The sequence below is a fragment of the Candidatus Aegiribacteria sp. genome (genome assembly GCA_021108435.1).
GTDB lineage: Bacteria > Fermentibacterota > Fermentibacteria > Fermentibacterales > JCC-6 > Aegiribacteria.
In genome coordinates this window covers 1-1,727 of record JAIOQY010000086.1, presented here as the reverse complement: position 1 = coordinate 1,727, position 1,727 = coordinate 1, and the positions used below count along the sequence as shown (strand labels likewise).

Annotated in this window: 1 protein-coding gene; it reads left to right on the top strand. The window is 48.3% G+C overall.

Annotation, left to right across the window (positions count from 1 at the left end):
- Positions 1-521 precede the first annotated feature (521 nt).
- Positions 522-1,721 (top strand): T9SS type A sorting domain-containing protein, encoded by a 1,200-nt coding sequence (locus K8R76_05335; protein ID MCD4847595.1) that lies wholly within the window; start codon positions 522-524, stop codon positions 1,719-1,721.
- Positions 1,722-1,727: the final 6 nt, after the last annotated feature.

Genomic DNA, 1,727 nt, shown 5'->3' with positions numbered 1-1,727 from the left:
CCATGTCGTTTTAATGGTGGGTGGCACTGTCATGGCGCCTCGATTCCCGATCTACTCGAACCTTTGGTGGCCCAATCTTGGAATTGGAATACGAACTGCCTTCTTGTAGTCTTATCTCAAAATATAATAAGACTTATCGCAATCCTCTTATCTATGCTCAGGAACTCGCAGAGGAGATAAGGAGCCAGGGGATTTCACAGGTTGAACTGGCCCGGAAACATGGATTATCACGGGCACGTGTCAACCAGTGGCTTTCCCTATTGCGATTATCTGAAGGGGAGAAGAGGCGGATTCTGGTAATGGGGGATCATTGGGAGAGACGGCTGTTGACAGAGCGGAGATTGAGGAGGTTACTAACGTTTCAAGGCAAAGGATCGAGTAATGTACTTTGTTTATAACGAATATATGGTTGACGAGAGATAACCCAAGTTGTAAGATAATTTCACAAAAAACAAATAAATGCTAAACCAGATGTGATAGTCTCTGGTTGAGGCAGATTCAGTGAGAAAAGGGGATAAGTTATGAAGAGAATGTCAGTTCTTCTACTTCCTGCAATTATCCTGCTATTAACTCCGGAGACCGTTGACAGCTCTGGCTATTCGATTGTGGCGTGGGGATGGAACAGCAGTGGACAGTGCGATATTCCTGAGCCTAACGAGGATTTTGTCGCCGCAGCCGGAGGTGGGTATCACTCCTTGGGGCTTAAGTCCGACGGGACGATTGTTGCTTGGGGGGCAAATTACTGGGGTCAGTGCAATGTTCCTGCGCCTAATGAGGGCTTTATAGCCGTCGCAGGAGGGAGACAGCACAGTCTGGGACTTAAGTCCGACGGGACGATTGTTGCTTGGGGGTCAAATGGCTATGGCCAGTGCAATGTTTCTGCACCTAATGAGGACTATGTTGCTGTGGCAGGAGCTTACGCACACAGTCTGGGGCTTAAGTCCGACGGGACGATTGAGGCTTGGGGGAGGAATGAGTATGGTCAATGTGATGTTCCCTTGCCGAATGAAGATTATATCAGTCTTGAAGGAGGTTGTTACCACAGTTTAGGGCTAAAATCTGACGGAACGATTGTTGCTTGGGGATACAATAGCTATGGCCAGTGCGATGTCCCCGCACCTAATGAGGACTTTATTGCTGTTGCGGGGGGTTACCACCATAGTTTGGGGCTTAGGTCTGATGGGACAATCGAAGCTTGGGGTAGGAACTCGGATGGCCAGTGCAATGTTCCTGAACCCAACACGGACTTCATAGCAGTAGCCGGAGGTGGGCTCCAAAGTCTTGGACTTAAGTCAGATGGGACTATTGTGACCTGGGGTAGTACAATCCCTGCCCCCGGGCCAAATGAGAACTTTGTTGCTATTGCAGGAGGTCGGAACCACAATCTGGGGCTGCAAGAAATCTTTGTTGTAATTGATGATATGGTCTCAGAGTATTTCCAGGTAAGTCTTTCTATTTCCAGCGTCTCACCGAATCCAATCAACTCCCACACTTTAGTTGTATTCCAGTCTCCTGTACTCGAAAGTCTCGCTATGGAGATTTTCGACCTCTCCGGCAGGCTCGTTTACAGGCAGGATGCGGGTGCAGTAACCCAAGGTCAGCATACACTGTTTTGGGACGGATCTGGTCTTGCAGGTGAACATCTTACCAGTGGAGTTTATGTCATTAGGCTAGTTGGCGGGATGCAGGTTACTATCTCCAAGATTATGTTGATAAAATAGAGCCTG